The sequence below is a fragment of the Myxococcales bacterium genome, assembly GCA_016703425.1.
GTDB lineage: Bacteria > Myxococcota_A > Polyangia > Polyangiales > Polyangiaceae > JADJCA01.
This window is the reverse complement of record JADJCA010000001.1, coordinates 985,573-1,000,375: the sequence shown is the minus strand read 5'-3', so window position 1 is coordinate 1,000,375 and position 14,803 is coordinate 985,573. Positions and strand designations below refer to the sequence as shown.

Here is a 14,803-nt window from a genome sequence, read left to right as displayed (position 1 = left end):
TTTCCGCATGCGCATTGCTCGAGCTTTTGCTGGCCTCGCCGCTCTCTCGCTGTCCCTCGTGGCTGCCGCTTGCGGTTCCAAGAACGAACCCCAGCCGCTGATGGCCGGCGGCTCGGCCTCCGCGGGCTATCCGCAACAGGGCTACCCGCAGCAAGGTTATCCCCAGCAGGGCTACCCGCAGCAGGGTTACCCGCAACAACAAGGCTACCCGCAGCAGGGCGCTCCCCAGACGATGCCCCAAGGTGCGCCGCAAGGAGCCCCCGCCGGCGCGCAGATGGCGACGCCCGGTCCCTTGGCCTTCCCCTGTCAGAACGACTCGACCTGCGGCCTCGCGCGTTGCAACACCCAGTTCGGCAAGTGTGCCTTTCCTTGCCAGTCGGCCGTCGACTGCGTGCAAGGTGCATCTTGCAACACGATGACCGGCTTCTGCCTCCCCGGCGGCGCCACGCCCTGACGCGACGCCCCGCCGCGCTGACACGCGGCCCCAAAGCTCTGTGACCGACGAGCGTCTCTCGCGCTGTAGCGGGAGACGCCTCGTCGTCGGGCCTCGTTCCCGGCGGCCGCTCGATGCGTCAGCGGCCCTGGAAGTTGCCCGCGCGCTTCTCAAGGTAGGCGGTCATGCCCTCCTTGGCGTCTTCGCTCGCGAAGAGCTCTGCTTGAAGCTCACGTTCGAGCGCGAGGCCCTGTTCGAGGGAGCCCTCGAGGCCGCTTTGGACGGCGCGCTTGATGCGCCCGACGGCGAGCGGCGCGCCGCGCGGCGGCGTGAACTGGTGCCCGTAGTCGCTCACCTTGCGCATGAAGGCTTCGAGTGACTCCTCGTCCCAGAGCTTGTTCACGAGGCCGAGCGAGAGGGCTTCGCCGAAGCCGACGTTGCGCCCCTCGACCATGAGCTCGATGGCCTTGGAGCGACCGATGAGGCGTGCCAGCCGTTGCGTACCGCCGGTGCCTGGCAGGACACCGAGGTTGCGCTCCGGTAGGCCGATGCGGAAGGGGCCTTGCCTCGCGATCCGCATGTCGCAGGCGAGCGCGATCTCGAGCCCGCCGCCGACGGCGTGGCCGTTCAGCGCGGCGATGCAGAGCTTTGGCGTTTGCTCGAGCCGCTGCAACGTCTCGTTGGCGTGGAGGCAGAAGTAGTATTTGAAGCTCGGATCCGCCTCGCGAAGCATGTTGATGTTCGCGCCGGCGGAGAAGAACTTCTCGCCGTGGCCCGTGATGACGATCACGTGCACGTCGTCGTCGAAGCGGGCTTCGAGGATGCACGCGTCGAGCTCCTTGAACATCTCGTGCGTGTAGGCGTTGACCGGAGGATCGTTGAGCGTCAGGAGCGCGACGCCTTTGTCGGTCGAGTAGTTGACGAGCGTACCCATGAAGTTCCCTGCGTTCTCGCGTGGCTTCGCGCCAGTTGGGGGACGCCACGGTACACGACTCGCGGCGCCGCTGGCGAGCGTCGGCCCGAAGACCCACATCGGCGCCACGGCGTCGTCGGGCCATGGCACCTGGCGCCGTTCGAATCGGGCCCTATGCTTCAGAGGATGGGGCTTGAGAGGACGGGACTTCTGTACGGTGCGGAAGCGGCTCCGCCCCAACGCTCGTCACTCCCACGAATCGCTGGCGTCGCGCTCCTGCTCGGATTGTGGGCGGCGGCGCTGGCAACCGCCGCGGTCCGCTTCGACGGCGCCTTTGTCCCGCCGGCCCGCATCGCACCAGCGGCGGCCCCGCCGGAGGCACCGCCCGAGCCGAAGGTGCCGAGCGCCGACGAGTCCTACGAGCCGTGTCCCGTCTAGAGCTGGGGCACTCGCCTCGGCCACTCGCCACTCCCCTCGAGCCGCCCGCCGCGCTATGGTGCGCGCGATGTCTGAAGTTCGCCAAGAGATCAAGGAGCTCATCGTCAAGGAGCTCAACCTCGAAGGCCGTGAGCCTTCCTCCATCGAAGACGAGGCGCCGCTCTTTGGGGAGGGCCTCGGCCTCGACTCGCTCGACGCGCTTCAGCTCGCCATGAGCATCGAAGAACGGTTTGGTGTTCGAATCCCCGAGGGTGACGAGGCACGACCCATCTTTCGGTCCGTCGCCTCCCTCGCGGAGTACGTGACCGCCAAGCGCGCCGGCTGAGTAGCGCGATGGTGGATGTGGAAGCGCGCGTCTTCGTCACCGGCATCGGGCTCGTGACCCCGCTAGGCCCGGCGCGCGACGCGACGTTCGCGGCCCTCGTCGACGGCGCCCGAGGCATAAGGCCCGTCACGTTCTTTGACACCACGGGTCAACGCGCGGCGCTCTGCGGCACCATCCCCGAGCTCAAGCTTCCCAGCGACGATGCGGGCGCCGGCGTTGTGTGGTCGCGAACGAGCGCGCTCGCCCTGGCCGCGGCCCGCGAAGCGATGCACCACGCGGACCTTCCGCCAGCCGGTCTGAAGGTCGGTCTCGTCGTCGCGGGAACGACCGGCGGCATGTTCGAGACGGAGGCGCACCTCGCGGCGCTCCACGAAGATCCGTCGCGTGACGACGCGCTCCTCGAGCTTCTGACGCACCCGCTCTCGGCGACCGGCGACAGCCTTCACCGAGCGCTCGGGCCCTTCGAACGCGTGCGCACGTTGTCGACGGCTTGCTCCGGCGGCGCCAACGCCATGATCCTCGCCGCGAGCTGGCTCTTGTCCGGTGAGCTCGATGTCGTCGTGGCCGGCGGCAGCGACGGCTTGTGCCGCCTCACGCTGAGCGGGTTCAACGCCCTCGCGGCCGTCGACCCGGAGCTGTGTCGTCCCTTTGACCGAACGCGCCGCGGCCTCAACGTTGGCGAGGGCGCCGGCTTCTTGGTGCTCGAGCGCAGCGACGTGGTGCGGCGCCGCGGGGCCCGCGTCTACGCGGAGCTCGCCGGTTGGGGGCTCGGCTCGGAGGCGCACCACATCACCAACCCCGAGGCCTCGGGACCCACGGCGGCGCGTGTCATCACGGAGGCCATCCGGCGCGCCGGCATCGGACCGGAATCGGTCGACTACGTGAGCGCCCACGGGACCGGTACGCCGCTCAACGATCCGATGGAGTCGGCGGCGCTGCGGCAGGCGCTCGGCGCCGAGGTCGAGCGCGTCCTCGTCTCGAGCTCCAAGGGCCAGATGGGCCACACGCTCGCCGCCGCCGGGGGCATCGAAGCGGCCATCTCGGCGCTCGTCGTCGAACGCCAGACTGTCGTTCCAACGGTCGGACTCTCCGACGTCGATCCGGCCTGCGCACTGAACCATGTCTTCGAACGCGGACGGCCCGCACCCGTGCGCGCCGTGCTCTCCAACTCGTTTGGCTTCGGCGGCATGGACTCGGCCCTCGTCTTCACGACCCCCGAGCTCGGGCCGCCCAAGCGGTGGGCGCGGCGCGCGGTCGTCGTGACGGGCGCCGCAGCGCTCACGCCGGCGGGGCTCTTTGGTGCCACCACGACCGCCGACTCGGTGCTCAAAGAGGGAGCGCCGGGCCCGCGGATTACGAGGGATCTCACCCTCGGCCTCGATCTCGCGAGGGCGCGACGCCTCGACCGGCCCGCTCGCGTTCAAGCGGCCGTCGCCATCGAAGCCCTTCGCGGCGCGTCGCTCGACGGCAAGGGAACGACGCTTGGCCTGGTGATGGGCAGCTGCTTCGGGAGCCTCGACGCGTCGGCGGCCTTCATGCACCGCGTCTTCGAGCGCGGGCCTCGCTTCGCGAGTCCAGCGGACTTTCCCAACCTCGTGCCGAGCTCTCCCGTTGGCCACGTCTCGATCTACCTCGGCATGGAGGGCCCCTCGCTGGCGGCCGCCGACTACACGACGAGCGGTGAGGGCGCCGCCCTCATGGCGATGGAGCTCGTCGAAGCGGGGCTCGCCTCGGCGGTGCTCGGCGGAGCCTTTGAGGAGGAGAGCCGCATCGTCGAGCGGCGGCTCTCGGTCCTTCAGGCGAGGCATGGCGAGGCGGCGCGGCCTCGTGCCGAGGGGGCCGGTGTCGTGCTCTTCGAGGACCGAGAGGCGGCGGAGGCGCGAGGCGCCAAGATCATCGCGAAGGTCGCCCAGCGCAGGAGCTATCGCGCCACCTCGCTCGCCGACGCGGCGACGCTCGTCACGCGCGTCGAACCGCCGGCGGCGGAGGGGCGCGCGTGTGTTGTCGTGCCGCACCGCGATCCCGAAGTCATGACCGCGCTCGAAGGCAGCGCTTGGCGTCACGCGGAGGTGCGAGCCTGCGACGGTGCGGGCGGAGAGCACGAAGCCCTCGGCGCGGTGGCGCTCGCGGGCGCCGTGTCGCTGTTCCTGGGCGGCTCCGTTGATGAGGTGTTGTTCTTCTCGGCGACGATGGACCGCGCCTACGCGCTCCGCCTGGTTCGTCCATGATCGGCGCGGCGGCGCTCACGCTCGCGACGGCGGCTATGTGCCTCGGCGCCGCAAGGCCTGCCGCGAACGCCCCCTTTGTCGCGGTGGAGCAGGCCGGGTGGTCTCTCGCCCGCGCCGAGCTCGCGCGGTGGCGCCGCGATGTTCCCGGAAAGCCGCACGTGACGCTCATTCACGTTCGGGCGCGCGGTCCGGCGGGAACAAGCTTTGAAGGTCGCGGCGCCGTGGCGGTGGCTCCGGGCCGTGCCCTTCGCATGATCCTGGTCGGGCCCGCGGGCCGCACCGCCCTCGACCTGTGGGCCGACGATCGTCGGCATCGCGTTTCCGTCCCGGACCTCGACGTGGTGGAGTCGGGGACTGGGGAGGCGCGATTTCCCGTGGCGCTCCTGCGCGATCTCTTGGTGGAGCCCTTTGCGGGTCGCCTCCTCGCCGCGGGGCGCCGCGGCGACGAGCGCGTCTTTGTCCTTCGCCGCGAAGGTCCCCGCGCGCGCGCGCTCGAGGTTCGCGTGCGGCCCGAAGGTGGCGGCAAGAATCGCTACACCGTCGCGCGCCGCGATGCGCTTGATGGCCAGTCGGTGACGTGGCGCGGCGTGCGCGCGTGGCCGTCGGTCGGTGACGAGCTCGTGGTCCGTCATCCAAAGATGGGCGTCGAGCTTCGCGTCGAGCTCGAAGCGCTCTCGCAAGAAGCGCCCGACGCGGCCGCGTTCGATGAACCCTTGGGCGGAGCATGACCGCGGCCATCCTGTCTTTTGGCGCGATTTCCGTGCTCGGCGAGGGGGCAGAGGCCGTGCCCATGACCCTCGGTGAAGCGGCGCCTGTCGGCATCGCCATCGACGAGCACCTCGCTTCGCGGGCCCTTGCGAGGCCGCTCGCGGCCCGCGTTGCCCTTGCCCCAGAAGGCGCCGGCCGCAGCGCGTGGCTTCTAGAGCGCGCGCTCACCGCCTGCGTTCGGTCGCTCGAGCGCGAGCTGCCCGAGTGGCGGTCGCTTCGCGTGGGCCTCGCGCTCGGGACGTCGTGTGGCGCAGAGCTCGCGGCGGAAGACGTGCTCGTGTCGTTGCTGGCCGCGCCGGGGCCCTCCATCGATCCCGAGACGCTCGCGGGAACCACCTATTTTGCGCCCGTATGTCGCTCCCTTCGCGCCTTGGACCTTTCGCCGTCACCCGCCACCTTGGTCCTCACGGCGTGCGCGGCCAGCACGATCGCCGTCGGCATGGGCCTGCGGTGGCTCGCGCGAGGGGCTTGTGACCTGGTCCTTGCTGGCGGCTTTGACGAGGTCGGGGCCTTCGTGGCGTCGGGCTTCGAGGCGCTTCGCGCAACGACGGGCACCAATCCGCCGCGACCGTTTCAACAGGGCCGCGATGGGATGTCGCTCGGCGAAGGCGCCTGCGTGATGGCCCTCGCGCCGGCGAGCCGTCACCGACATGCCATGGCGTTCGTGACAGGGTTCGGAGCGTCGGCCGACGCGGGGCACCTCACCGCTCCCGATCGAGAAGGCGCTGGGCTCGTTCGCGCCGCACAGGCGGCGCTCGCGGAAGCCACTCGCGGTCGCGGGTCGCCGGCGGCGGTCGACTTCATCAGCGCGCATGGGACGGCGACTCCGTACAACGACGCCGCCGAGGCCGCGGCGCTAAGGACGGTGCTCGCGCCGCAACGGGGCGGCGCCCTGCCGGTGCTCCATGCTCTCAAAGCACAGATCGGTCATACGCTCGGCGCCGCGGGCGCGCTCGAAACACTCTCCGTCGCGCTGGCCATGCGCAGCGGTGTCTTGCCTGCCACGCCGCTCTCGGGGCCTCTCGACGACGACGTTCCGGCGCGCGTCCTCGGCGTCACCGAAGCGGGTGCACCAAAGGTCGCGCTCAAGCTGTCAGCGGCCTTTGGCGGAGCCAACGCCGCCCTCGTCATCGAGTCGTCGGCCGCCCCCGCGCTCGCGCCACCGCGCTCGGCTCGGCGCGTTTTCGTGGGACGAGCGGTCATCGAACGCCGCGCGCCTTCAGCACCGGAGCTCGCCAAGCTCCTGGGCCGTGAGATCGAACGCGTGGCCCGCATGGACGGGCTCGTGCGCCTCGGCGTCGCGGCGGCCGCCGCGCTCGTTGGGGCCGCAGACCCTTTGCGACTGGCAGGCGCCGGCATCGTCGTCGGCCATTCGCTCGCGGCGCTCGAGACCAATGCGATCTTTGCCACGCGGCTCTGCGAGCGAGGGCCCCGCGGCGTGGAGCCCCGTCGCTTCCCGTACACCTCGCCGAACGCCGTTGCCGGAGAGTGCGGGTCGCTCTTCGGATGGACCGGGCCCGGCGTCGCCCTCGGCGGCGGATTGCACGGCGCCGTCGAAGCGCTCGCCGTCGCCTACGAGCTCGTGAGCGCCGGTGACGCCGATCGCATCGTCGTCCTCGCCGTCGACGAAGGGGGGCCCGCCACGACGCGCTTCACCGCCGGATTCCCATGGGCGCACCGCCTGGAGAGCGGCGCCCTCGCGGTGCTCGTTTCGGCGTCACCGGAAGACGCGGTGGCTGAGCTGCGCGACGTGACGACCGGCATCGGTCGTCCCGCCGACGGAGCCAGCGCCATGGGGCCTTTGGGTCACGCAGCGCTCTCGTCCTTGGCGGACGGATCGGGGCGCCTTCCCAGGACCCTTGAGGCGGCGTGCCCCTTTGGTGGCTTTGCGCGGGCTGACCTCGCAGCGTTCGACTGACAGTTTGCGCATCGCGGGCCGGCGCCGGGACGCTTCTTGCCAAATCGTCACACGAGGCGCTTCGAGGGCCCGAAGGAGCGAGAGCGATTGACGATTGTCGCCGCAGAAGGCTACCGTCGCTGCCGTTGAGCCGGCCCATCTCACTCCAATCGGCCGGGAACGATTCTCGCAAGGGCCCCTTGGCGATGCGCTCCTACCTACCTTCCGTTCTCGCGCTGGCCCTGGGCCTCAGCGTCCTTTCGGGCTGTTCGAAGACGTTCATCCCGAACACCGACGTCGAGGACACGAGCGACAACCGACGCATCGTGAAGTTCTGCGAGGAGTACCGCCACGCTGTTGAGGAGAAGAACGTCGGCAAGATCCTCGGCCTCGTGAGCCCGCGCTACTTCGAAGACGGCGGGAACACGAAGGACGACGACGACATCGACTACGAAGGTCTGAAGCAGTTCCTCACAGGGAACTTCGCCAAAACCGAAGGCATCCGTTACGAGATCCGTTACCGGCGAGTCACCGTCACGCCCTCGAGCCGCGTGTACATCGACTACACGTTCTCTGCGAGTTGGCGCATTCCCGGTGTGAAGGCCGAGGAGTGGAAACACGCCGTCGCGGACAACCGCCTCGAGCTCGTGCCCGACGGCGAGAGCTACAAGATCGTCGCAGGCCTCTGATCGGCGCACGTCCGCGGCGGCGACCTAACGCGCCCCGGACAGCGATTGGCGCGGCGCCGTCGTTCGTTTGTTATCGTGTGGGCCATGGCCCAGCGGCCGCCGGGGACCACGACTACACGCGACATCCGCATGGAGGTTGCGGGGTACCGCATCGTCGACGTGCTCGGCGACGGCGGCAACGCTCGGCCCGCGCCGACCCAGCTGCGGCGAAGAGCTCGTGCGCGTCTCGCTGTATGTCGTCGAGTCGGGGGTGCCCAGGGCGCAGGCGGCCGACGACAACGCAGGTGACGGGACCGTGGCGCAGTGTGTGGCAAACCGCATGCGCGCCGCCGCGCCGGCGTATCCGCCCGGTGGGCCAAAGAACGCGGCCGGCGAAACCAGGGCCGTCGTTACGTTTCCGGTGCAGCCTGCAGCCCAAGAGGAATCGCTGAGCTGCTTTGCAGCGACTTGCGCCGACGCTACGGGCTGTCGGTCCCGGCGTCGGTCGCCGCGACGGTAGCATCCGCCGTGGGGGCGGGAGCAGGAGCCGGTGGCACGAGCCAGCCGCACGCTGCCGTCGTCTCCGGCGCCTTCACGACGTCGCACGTGCCCACGTTGATGGCGTCAACGCAGGCCTGCACCTGCGTGGGCCCCGGATCTTCCGCGACGAGCCCATGGAGGCAGGCCTCGCGGTAGTAGCGAATGCAACCTTCGACGGCCGCCGTCTCACCCGCGCCGACGAAGCGATAGAAGCCCAGATCGACGCCGCAGGCTGTGGCCCGGCGGCACCGCGACTCTTCGATGCGTCGGCAGCTGTCGATGCCGCGCGCGTCGGTGCCGCAGGCACCGAGGACGATGCCGAAGAAGAGCGGTAGCCACGCGGCGCGGTGCATGCCCTTCGCGATACACAACGCGCCGGCTTGGGAGCAAGTTTCCGGCGCAACGGCCCGCGCGAGCACGTTCCCTCGGCCAGCGTGTTGCTCTACGGTCTCTCGGTGCCCACGCTGGTCCTTGCGGCAGGTCTAGGAACGCGCCTCAAGCCGTTGACCGATGAGCTCCCCAAGCCGCTCGTTCCCATAGGCGACAAGGCAGCGATCTTCCATGCGCTCGATCGGACACGCGGCCACGGCCCCGTGGTGGTTAACGCGCATCATTTCCAGGACGCGCTCACAGCAGCCCTCGCGGTAGAGCCGCTGGTGCAGATCTCCCGCGAGGCGGAGCTTCTCGGAACGGCCGGCGGCCTCGCGCACGCCAGCTCGCTCTTGGGCGAAGGCGACGTCCTCGTTTGGAACGCCGACATGATGACGGCGCTGGATGCCGACGCCCTGTGGGCCGCGCACGCCGGCGGGCACGCGTCCGCGACGCTGGCGATCCGCCCCCGCGAGCGCGGCGCCGGAAACGTCGGCGTAGACGACCTGGGGCGCATCGTTCGGCTGCGCGGGGAGCGGCTCGGCGGTGAGGAGCGGCGCGGAGGGGAGTTCTTGGGCATTCACGTCTTCGGTCGCGGCCTTCGGGCAAGACTCCCGGCGCGAGGCTGCCTCGTCGGCGACGTCTACATCCCGTTGGGGCGGGCAGGGGCTGTGCTGAACGCTCACGAGACGACGATTCCCTTTGAGGATGTGGGCAGTCTTGCCTCGTATTTGAAGGCCAACCTGAGCTGGCTCAACACGCGAGGCCTTACGTGCATGGTGCACACACAAGTGCCCGCCGCCGTTGATGTTGGCGAGGGCGTCATCCTTCCTGCCGGCGTGACCGTCTCCGGCGCGGGGCGCCTCGAGCGAATCGTGGCATGGCCCGGTGCGTCCGTCGTCGCGCCGCTCTGCGACGCGGTCGTGACGCCGAGGCAAGTCGTGCGCGTGCGCGAGCCAGTCGCGCCTCCCGGGGCTCGATGAGCTCCGTGGTCATCGAGACGTCGTGGCGCACGAGCGCGGCCGCGCTCGCCGAGCGGCTCCGCGACCGACCGGGCCTGTTCGTGCTCTCGTCGTCACCGGTCCAGCAGGCCTCGGCGGCCGATGTGGAGGCCTCCTTCGTGGGGGCCGATCCGGTGGAGCGTTCTACCTCGCTCGCCCCGCCCGATGTGCGTGACGCGCGGAGCTGGGCCGGACGTCGTGCGGCGCCGCGATGGGTTGGCCTCGTCCCGTACGAATCGCAGCGCTTCGAGCGAGCGAGCTACGTGACCCCGGAGACGCGCCCTCCGCCGATTGTGTGTGAGCCCTGCTGGCTTCGCTACGACGCGGTCTTCCGCATCGATCACGCGACGGGCGTCGTCGCCGTGGAAGCCGATAGCCAGGCTGCTGCCGACGGTCTCCTGGCCCGCGCGGCACCGGCTCCCGCGTCGCCGATGCCGTTTCGTGTTGGCACGCCGTCGTGGAGCGACGACGACGAGGCCCACGCCTCCAAGGTGCGCGCGGTGCTCGACTGGCTCTTTGCCGGCGACGCCTACCAGGTCAACCTCGCGCGCCGAGCCACCTTCGCCTTCGAAGGCGACGCGCTCGCGTTTTTCGCTGCGCTGTCGCGCGCTGCGCCAAGCCCCTTCGAGTTCTTTCTCGACGCCGGCGCGTACGTCGTCGCCGGCGCGAGCCCGGAGCTGGCGCTCGATTGGTCTGGCGCCGAGCTTCGGACGTGTCCCATCAAGGGCACGCGCGCGCGGCACCGACGCGGTGAGCGACGCCCTTCTCCGCGCCGACCTGGAGGGCAGCGAAAAAGAGGGCGCGGAGCTCACGATGGCCGTCGACCTGCACCGCAACGATCTCGGCAAGATCGCCTGCCTCGGCTCGGTGCGCGTTCTCGGCGCGCCGACCATCGTGTCCGGTCGCACGGTCATGAGCCGCATCGCGGAGGTCCGCGCGCGGGTCGCTTCGGACAAGGGCCTCGCTGAAATTCTCGAAGCCCTCGTTCCTTTTGGGAGCGTGACGGGAGCTCCCAAGATCCGGGCCATGGAGATCATCCGCGCGTTGGAGTCGGCGCGACGCGGCCTATACACGGGCGTCATCGGCACCGTGCGCCGCGACGGCGGCGCGACGCTGGCGATGGCCATTCGAACGGCCGTCATCGACCGCGCCGAAGGCCTCGGGGAATACTTCGCCGGCGGCGGCATCGTGATTGGCAGCGAGCCGGCGGCCGAAGCCCTCGAGACACGTTGGAAGGCCGAGCAGTTGCTCCGCGTCAGCGGCTGAGCGGCGGCCCTTTCCGTCGAGGCGTCGGCGGAAGCCCCTATCCGCGGAAGGGAGAGCGCCTCGGGAACGGCTCCGGCGCCCGTCTTCCGCGTTTGTTCGGCGGCCCGCACGTTGTAAGGACAAGCGATGAGCGCGAGTGTGGTGGAACGGGTTCGGGCATCGCTTGGGGTAGCTCTCCACGGACTCGCGGCGAAGGGCGCCCTCGGCGACGACGCCGCCTCAAAACTTGCGGCACCTCAAGGGGCGTCGCCGTTCTCCGTGGAGCGGCCCAAGCGCCCCGAGCACGGCGATTTCGCGACGAACATCGCCATGGTCTTCGCCAAGCGCCTCGGCATGGCGCCGCGTGCCCTCGCGGAGCTCCTTCAGCGGGAGCTCGCAAGCCAAGGCGGCGTGATCGCGTCGGCGGAGATCGCCGGCCCCGGCTTCATCAACCTGAGGCTCGCGCCGTCGGCGTTCCACGAAGCGCTCGCGTCGATCCTCGCCGCGGGCGTCGGTTACGGCCGCATGCCGTCGGGCGTCGGCGAACGCGTCAACCTCGAGTTCGTCAGTGCCAATCCGACCGGTCCCATCAACGTGGCCTCGGGCCGCAACGCCATCTTTGGCGACGCCGTCGGCCGGCTCCTCGAAGCCTCGGGCGCGCGCGTGACGCGTGAGTATTACATCAACGATTTCGGCAACCAGGTTCGCCTCTTCGCCGACAGCGTCGCGGCCGCCGCCCGTGGTGAGCCGACCCCCGAGAACGGCTACCAAGGCGAATACGTCGGCGAGCTGGGCCTGTTCTTGAAGGCGCACTACCCGGAGACCTTGGCCGATCCGGAGGCGCTCTGCCGCACGTGCATCACGTGGATGCTTCGGGGCATCGACGGCTCGAAGTCCATGCCCGGCATTCGTCGCACGCTCGCCCTCCATCGGCGTGAACTTCGACGTCTGGTTCAGCGAGGAGTCGCTCCATCGCTGGGGCGCCGTTCGCGCCGCGCTCTCGCAGCTGGAGCGCGACGGCTACCTGCTCAAGAAGGACGGGGCGGTCTTTTTCACGGCGAAGGAAGCCCCAAAGCCGGCCCAGTACAAGGCCGGCGAGGTGTTGGCCACGACTCTCGCCGACGACAAGGATCGCGTTGTGCAGAAGTCGGACGGGGCCTACACCTATTTCGCGAGCGACATCGCGTACCACGCCGACAAGATTGGCCGCGGCTACGACCGGCTCATCACGGTCCTCGGCGTCGATCACCACGGCTACGTGGCCCGCGTCAGAAACGCGCTCACGGCGCTCGGTTTGCCGAGCGATCGCTACGAGGCCTTGCTCTACCAGCTCGTCTACATCTACCGCGATGGTGCCGTCGTCAAATCCTCCAAGCGCGCCGGCACCTTCGTGACCATCGAGGAGGTCGCCGACGAGATCGACGAGGCGGCGGGACGCCTTGGTGCCGGCAGCGATGCGCTTCGGTTCTTCTTCTTGCTTCGCACGGCCAACTCGAACGTGGATTTCGACATCGACCTCGCCAAAAAGAAGAGCCTCGATAACCCGGTATTTTACGTGCAATACGGCCACGCGCGGCTCTCGTCGATCCTTCGCAAGGCCGAGTCCATGGGCCTTGCCAGCGAGGCCGTCTCCGCCGACGGGTGGAAGTCGCTGGTGCACGCCGACGAGCTGGCCATCGCGTCGCGCCTCGCCGAATACCCCGAGGTCGTGGCGAACGCCGCCGCCGCGCGCGAGCCGCACCGCATCGCCTTTTACGTTCAGGAGCTTGCGCGGGAGTTTCAGAGCTACTTCACGCGCCTCAAGGCCGATCCGATCCTTCCGCCCGACTCGCTTCGGCGCGAAGAAGGATGGGAGGGCCGCTGGGACTTTCCTAAGACGGCCGCGCGGTTGGCTTGGATTCAGGCGATCCGCATCGTCTACGCGAACGCGCTGGCGCTCCTCGGCGTCTCCGCTCCGGAGCGCATGGATCGGCCCGCCGACGCCGCGCTCGTCGAGGGCGAGCCCGTCTGAGGCAGGCGTCTATCGCCCGAGAACTTGTGGTCGAGAACTTGTCCCAGAGGGGGCCTTCCGTGCGTAATCGCGCGGAGGCAACCCGATGGAGCAAGGTGCGGTTCGCAATCTCGAGCAGATCCAGGAGTCCGATGGCGGCGGACGAGCGGGGAAATTTTTCGCGCTCGCGCTCGTGGGCCTTGGTGGCGCCGCGATCGTGTTTGCCGCGGTGGCACTGAGCGGCCGAAAGACACACGCTGCCGTGGTCTCCGATCCGCTCGGCGAGCTCGTGGCGCTGAAAGGCAAAGCTGCGCCGGCGAGGACCGAGATCACGCCTGAGGACGTGACCTTTCCGGGAATCCTGAGCGACAAGGACAGCCCCACGACGGCCCTCGCGGCGATTCGTTCGCCGAGCTCCGCGAAGCGCGGCGACGCGCTCGACCCGAAAGGCTCGGCCCCTGGTACGACCAACACCACGAGCGCCGTGCTGAACGTGCCACCGCCGACCGATCGCCTGCCCGTCGTCCCGCTCCCCGCCAAAGCCGTCCTCGACCCGTCACCCGTCGTCACCAAGCCGCGCGACACGCTCACCAAGGCGGCCGCCGAGTCCGCGGCCACAGCCTCGTCGCAGGGCCCGTCGGCGGCGGCCGGGCGCGAAGGTGGCTACCAGCTCCAGATCAGCTCGTTCCGTAGTCAAACGGAGGCGAACCTCTTCGCCGAGCAGCTGCGGGCGCGCGGTCACAAGGCGCACGTCTCGGAGGCCACGGTGCAGGGCAGGGGAACCTGGCACCGCGTCCGCGTCGGGCCCTTTCCGTCGCAGCAGGCGGCCACCTCGTACCGCGCCACCTTCGAGTCGAAGGAGCACGTGGTGCCGTTCGTGGTCACGCCCACCGGGAAGTAGCCGTCGCGGGTACAAGCGCGCCCCATCCAAGCGGCTGAAATCACGCAGGATTGCGTGATTCGGTGGCGCCCCAAGAAATCGACCGCGCGCTGTCATACGCGTGAGGGGGCTCACGCCACAGAGGGCAACCTTGGAGGTTGCTCAATGAATTCCGTCTCTCGCGCTTGGGCCCACGCCCGCTCCGCTCGGCTCGTCGTCTCGCTCATGGCGTGCGTGGCTCTCGCCTTCGCCGCCACCGGCTGCTCGCGCGCGGAGGCGCCGGCATCGCGACCCGCCGCCGCCGCGGCTGCGACGGCGGAGCCGTCACCGGCACAGGATCGGCCCAAGCTGACCGGCCCGGCCTTCACCACGCCAGCCTTCATCACGCCAGCCTTCATCACCACTGTGCGTCTGACGTTGGCGGTGGCCTCGGTCCCCGATGCGACCTCGAAGCTTCGGGAGGCTTCGGCGCGCTTCGGTGGGCACGTGGCGCAGCTCAGCGCCAGCGGCGACGGGTCTGGCGCGCGGCAAGATCAATCGGCGAGCTTGGACCTGCGGATCCCTTCGGAGCGCGTGCACGCCTTCGTGAGCGAGGTCTCGCGCCTCGGTGACGTGACCTCTGAAGACGAGCGCGTCGACGACGTCTCGGAGGAGCGCGCCGATCGGCACGCTCGGCTCGCCAACGCTCGCGCCGAGGAGAAGCGGCTCTTGGAGCTGCTCGACAAGCGCACCGGCACGCTCGCCGACGTGCTCGCCGCCGAAAAGGAGCTCGCTCGGGTTCGCGAGACGGTGGAGCGCTACGAGGCGCAAGCGGCGGCGCTCGAGGGCAAGATTGCGCTCGCGACGGTGCACGTGTCGCTCGTCACCAGCTCGTCTGCCAAGGCCACGGGGGCCGGCGCGCGCGTGGCCCAGGCGGCCCGCGACGGCGTGCGCCACGCGAGCACGGTCACCATCGGGCTCGTCGCGCTCTTCGCGGAAGCGGGGCCGACGCTCTTCGTCCTCTTACTCCTCGTGGGGACCTTCGCCCTGGTGGTCCGGGCAGCGTTCCGCATCACGCGTCGCAAGCTCGTTCGTTGACCGAACTCCGACGGCCATGACAGCCTCGACT

The 14,803-nt window shown here is 69.8% G+C and carries 15 protein-coding genes; 13 read left to right on the top strand and 2 right to left on the bottom strand.

Features of this window, described 5'->3' with window-relative positions:
- Positions 1 to 7 precede the first annotated feature (7 nt).
- Entirely contained in the window at positions 8 to 454 is a 447-nt protein-coding gene (locus tag IPG50_04350) for a hypothetical protein (GenBank protein ID MBK6691420.1), read from the top strand.
- Positions 455 to 572: 118 nt separating this feature from the next.
- On the opposite strand, the gene IPG50_04345 is transcribed toward IPG50_04350, so the two are convergent.
- The gene (locus tag IPG50_04345) at positions 573 to 1,367 is read right to left on the bottom strand and encodes an enoyl-CoA hydratase/isomerase family protein (GenBank protein MBK6691419.1); all 795 of its coding nucleotides are present in this window, start codon (positions 1,365 to 1,367) and stop codon (positions 573 to 575) included.
- A 165-nt stretch (positions 1,368 to 1,532) separates the two neighbouring features.
- On the opposite strand from IPG50_04345, the gene IPG50_04340 reads away from it, so the two are divergent.
- The 6 genes from IPG50_04340 (at position 1,533) to IPG50_04315 (ending at position 7,691) form a co-directional block, all read left to right on the top strand.
- On the top strand, positions 1,533 to 1,784 hold the full coding sequence (locus IPG50_04340) for a hypothetical protein (GenBank protein MBK6691418.1): 252 nt from the start codon (positions 1,533 to 1,535) through the stop codon (positions 1,782 to 1,784).
- 55 nt (positions 1,785 to 1,839) lie between these two features.
- Complete coding sequence (locus tag IPG50_04335) at positions 1,840 to 2,109, top strand: hypothetical protein (protein MBK6691417.1); 270 nt, start codon at positions 1,840 to 1,842, stop codon at positions 2,107 to 2,109.
- 8 nt (positions 2,110 to 2,117) lie between these two features.
- Positions 2,118 to 4,337 (top strand): 3-oxoacyl-ACP synthase, encoded by a 2,220-nt coding sequence (locus tag IPG50_04330; protein ID MBK6691416.1) that lies wholly within the window; start codon positions 2,118 to 2,120, stop codon positions 4,335 to 4,337.
- Complete coding sequence (locus IPG50_04325; GenBank protein MBK6691415.1) at positions 4,334 to 5,065, top strand: hypothetical protein; 732 nt, start codon at positions 4,334 to 4,336, stop codon at positions 5,063 to 5,065. Before IPG50_04330 ends, IPG50_04325 begins: the two co-directional genes overlap by 4 nt.
- The gene (locus IPG50_04320; protein MBK6691414.1) at positions 5,062 to 7,023 is read left to right on the top strand and encodes a 3-oxoacyl-ACP synthase; all 1,962 of its coding nucleotides are present in this window, start codon (positions 5,062 to 5,064) and stop codon (positions 7,021 to 7,023) included. Before IPG50_04325 ends, IPG50_04320 begins: the two co-directional genes overlap by 4 nt.
- Positions 7,024 to 7,208: 185 nt before the next feature.
- Entirely contained in the window at positions 7,209 to 7,691 is a 483-nt protein-coding gene (locus IPG50_04315; GenBank protein ID MBK6691413.1) for a hypothetical protein, read from the top strand.
- A 458-nt stretch (positions 7,692 to 8,149) separates the two neighbouring features.
- Here IPG50_04315 and IPG50_04310 read toward each other — a convergent pair whose 3' ends face one another.
- Complete coding sequence (locus IPG50_04310) at positions 8,150 to 8,563, bottom strand: hypothetical protein (GenBank protein ID MBK6691412.1); 414 nt, start codon at positions 8,561 to 8,563, stop codon at positions 8,150 to 8,152.
- Positions 8,564 to 8,665: 102 nt separating this feature from the next.
- Here IPG50_04310 and IPG50_04305 point away from each other — a divergent pair, with 102 nt between their 5' ends.
- From IPG50_04305 to IPG50_04280, 6 genes are all read left to right on the top strand, one after another.
- Positions 8,666 to 9,562 carry an NTP transferase domain-containing protein gene (locus IPG50_04305; GenBank protein ID MBK6691411.1) on the top strand — a complete coding sequence of 299 codons (897 nt, stop codon included), beginning with the start codon at positions 8,666 to 8,668 and terminating at the stop codon, positions 9,560 to 9,562.
- A 768-nt stretch (positions 9,563 to 10,330) separates the two neighbouring features.
- On the top strand, positions 10,331 to 10,846 hold the full coding sequence (locus tag IPG50_04300; protein MBK6691410.1) for a chorismate-binding protein: 516 nt from the start codon (positions 10,331 to 10,333) through the stop codon (positions 10,844 to 10,846).
- Positions 10,847 to 10,972: 126 nt separating this feature from the next.
- Positions 10,973 to 12,367, top strand: coding sequence for an arginine--tRNA ligase (argS, locus tag IPG50_04295; protein ID MBK6691409.1), 1,395 nt, complete (start codon positions 10,973 to 10,975; stop codon positions 12,365 to 12,367).
- Positions 12,324 to 12,836 carry a hypothetical protein gene (locus IPG50_04290; GenBank protein MBK6691408.1) on the top strand — a complete coding sequence of 171 codons (513 nt, stop codon included), beginning with the start codon at positions 12,324 to 12,326 and terminating at the stop codon, positions 12,834 to 12,836. Before argS ends, IPG50_04290 begins: the two co-directional genes overlap by 44 nt.
- 85 nt (positions 12,837 to 12,921) lie before the next feature.
- Positions 12,922 to 13,716: an SPOR domain-containing protein gene (locus tag IPG50_04285; GenBank protein ID MBK6691407.1), complete on the top strand. Its 795-nt coding sequence runs from the start codon at positions 12,922 to 12,924 to the stop codon at positions 13,714 to 13,716.
- 144 nt (positions 13,717 to 13,860) lie between these two features.
- On the top strand, positions 13,861 to 14,772 hold the full coding sequence (locus IPG50_04280) for a DUF4349 domain-containing protein (protein MBK6691406.1): 912 nt from the start codon (positions 13,861 to 13,863) through the stop codon (positions 14,770 to 14,772).
- The last annotated feature ends 31 nt before the right edge of the window (positions 14,773 to 14,803 follow it).

Excerpts from the sequence above, each read along its gene's own strand:
- IPG50_04320 (MBK6691414.1), top strand. The coding sequence starts at position 5,062 with ATGACCGCGGCCATCCTGTCTTTTGGCGCGATTTCCGTGCTCGGCGAG.
- IPG50_04345 (MBK6691419.1), bottom strand. The coding sequence starts at position 1,367 with ATGGGTACGCTCGTCAACTACTCGACCGACAAAGGCGTCGCGCTCCTG.
- argS (MBK6691409.1), top strand. The coding sequence starts at position 10,973 with ATGAGCGCGAGTGTGGTGGAACGGGTTCGGGCATCGCTTGGGGTAGCT.
- IPG50_04280 (MBK6691406.1), top strand. The coding sequence starts at position 13,861 with ATGAATTCCGTCTCTCGCGCTTGGGCCCACGCCCGCTCCGCTCGGCTC.
- IPG50_04330 (MBK6691416.1), top strand. The coding sequence starts at position 2,118 with ATGGTGGATGTGGAAGCGCGCGTCTTCGTCACCGGCATCGGGCTCGTG.
- IPG50_04335 (MBK6691417.1), top strand. The coding sequence starts at position 1,840 with ATGGTGCGCGCGATGTCTGAAGTTCGCCAAGAGATCAAGGAGCTCATC.
- IPG50_04340 (MBK6691418.1), top strand. The coding sequence starts at position 1,533 with ATGGGGCTTGAGAGGACGGGACTTCTGTACGGTGCGGAAGCGGCTCCG.
- IPG50_04315 (MBK6691413.1), top strand. The coding sequence starts at position 7,209 with ATGCGCTCCTACCTACCTTCCGTTCTCGCGCTGGCCCTGGGCCTCAGC.
- IPG50_04310 (MBK6691412.1), bottom strand. The coding sequence starts at position 8,563 with ATGCACCGCGCCGCGTGGCTACCGCTCTTCTTCGGCATCGTCCTCGGT.
- IPG50_04350 (MBK6691420.1), top strand. The coding sequence starts at position 8 with ATGCGCATTGCTCGAGCTTTTGCTGGCCTCGCCGCTCTCTCGCTGTCC.
- IPG50_04325 (MBK6691415.1), top strand. The coding sequence starts at position 4,334 with ATGATCGGCGCGGCGGCGCTCACGCTCGCGACGGCGGCTATGTGCCTC.
- IPG50_04285 (MBK6691407.1), top strand. The coding sequence starts at position 12,922 with ATGGAGCAAGGTGCGGTTCGCAATCTCGAGCAGATCCAGGAGTCCGAT.